Annotated in this window: 1 protein-coding gene; it reads left to right on the forward strand. The window is 47.3% G+C overall.

Features of this window, described 5'->3' with window-relative positions; genetic code table 11:
• Window positions 1-173: 173 nt before the first annotated feature.
• A complete protein-coding gene (gndA, locus tag HMPREF3168_RS08215; RefSeq protein ID WP_002879895.1) occupies window positions 174-1559 on the forward strand; it encodes an NADP-dependent phosphogluconate dehydrogenase in 1386 nt (461 codons plus the stop codon).
• Window positions 1560-2179: the final 620 nt, after the last annotated feature.

The raw sequence follows: 2179 nt of genomic DNA on the forward strand, positions 1-2179 counted from the left end.
TTGCAAGTTCAAGCAACTTCAAGTGCTTCATCTCCAGAAACTGCACCAGACACTAGTTCAGGTGCTTCTCACTAAGAGAGATATAAATAAAGAAGAAAGCGAAACCTTTTGGTTTCGCTTTCTTCTTGCTTGCAAGTATAATAAAAGAGGCAGACATACTAGGAGGTAAATAAATGCAACAATTTGGTGTGATCGGTTTATCGGTCATGGGCAAGAACTTAGCCCTCAATGTTAGAAATCACGGCTTTTCAGTCTCCGGCTTCTCCATCGACAAGCCGGAAGTCGATGCTTTGGCCAAGTACGAGGATGACAAGCTGAAGCCTTGCTACACTTGGGAAGAATTCGTTGATTCTTTGGAAAAGCCCCGCAAGATTCTGGTGCAGATCATGGCTGGTGACCCGGTTGACCAAACCATTCAGAAGCTGATCCCGCTTTTGGACAAGGGCGACATCATTATTGACGGCGGGAACTCCAACTTCCACGACACCAACCGCCGCTACCATGAATTAAAGAAGCACGGCCTGCACTTCATCGGCATGGGCGTGTCCGGCGGTGAAGAAGGCGCCTTGAACGGCCCGGCCTTGATGCCAGGCGGGGACAAGGAAGCTTATGAAGAAGCAGCGCCAATCTTGACCGCGATGGCCGCTAAGACTGAAGACGGCCGCGCCTGCGTGTCCTACATCGGGCCAGAAGGGGCGGGCCACTACGTTAAGATGGTCCACAACGGGATGGAATACGCGATCATGCAGGAAATCTCTGAAGTCTACGACATCATGCGCAAGGTAGCCCACAAGTCCAACAAGGAAATGGCAGATATTTTTGCTGAATGGGACAAGGGTGACTTGAACGCCTACTTGATTGAAATTGCTTCACAAGTTTTGCGGCAAAAGGACGACTTGACTGACGACGATGTGATCGACCACATCTTGAACGTTGCTTCCTACAAGGGGACTGGCAACTGGATGCTGGAAGACGCCATCAAGCTGGGCGCTCCAATTACGGTGGTAGCGGAAGCAGTTTTGGCCCGGTTCATGTCCAAGGCAACGACCCGGGAAGGCAAGGAAGTCGTTTACGACGGTGAAGTTGCCAGCGACTTGATCGACAACTTGGGCAAGGCAATGTACCTGGCACAGATCGTGGCTTACGCTCAAGGCTTCCAACAGTTGACTATGGCCGCTAAGGCTTACGACTGGGAACTGAACTACCCGGCGATCGCGCAGAACTGGGAAGCGGGATGCATCATCCACGCCAAGACCCTGTACCACATTGAAGATGCCTACGCTGACGGCAAGCAATTGGACAACCTTTTCCAAGACCCATACTTTGCGGGTGTGATGGAAAAGAACCTGCCAGCCTTGCGAGCAGTCGTTAAGCTGGCTGCGGAAGCTGGCGTGCCGACTCCAAGCTTCAGCGCGGCTCTGAACTACTTGGAATCAATCTTCAACCCAAGCCTGCCGGCCAACATGATTCAGGCACAAAGAGACTACTTCGGTGCGCACACTTACTACAGAAATGACCGCGAGGGCGTTTACCACACCGAATGGTATGAAGAAAAATAACAAACAGTATTGATGAAAAGAGTGAAACTTCATTGGAAAGTTTCACTCTTTTTGCTTGTCGTGTTTGATTCTTATGTTGCTTGATGATAATATTAGACTTTTCATTGTTCAGTAGGAGATTTCCAGAAAAGATTTGTGACAACAAAACAGAATATAGACGAGCAAAAAGCAGTCAGCTTCAAAAAAAGTTGACTGCTTTTTATCTTTAAGCTTGAGATTTTACCGAAATTAAGTGTGGCCACTTTGACTAAAGTTTACTTGGTGTCAGGGCTCCAAACACCATCTGCCCATCCATTCGCCACTCTTTTTGAATCAATTCTTACCTGGACGCCTTTCTTGTAACGCTCTACAGCATTATTCCACAAATTCGTTACTTGTCCTTTATAACTCTTGTACCTGTGGCCTCCTGAAACATCACGGCCATCATAAAGTGCAGCCCAAATAACAATGTAGTTGCCACTAATTTTAATATGATTTGTCTTATTGTAGTAGGCAGATTTAGTTTCTTTTCTACGAGCCGGAGTGTGGTCGTAAGGAGACCAGATTCTGTATACATTATGCCAATAAGTTTGACTTGTATTTCCGGCTAAAAGACACTGTCAATTCTTTTGTGTAAATAA

The organism is Lactobacillus sp. HMSC08B12 (genome assembly GCF_001808415.1).
GTDB classification, from domain to species: Bacteria; Bacillota; Bacilli; order Lactobacillales; family Lactobacillaceae; genus Lactobacillus; species Lactobacillus delbrueckii.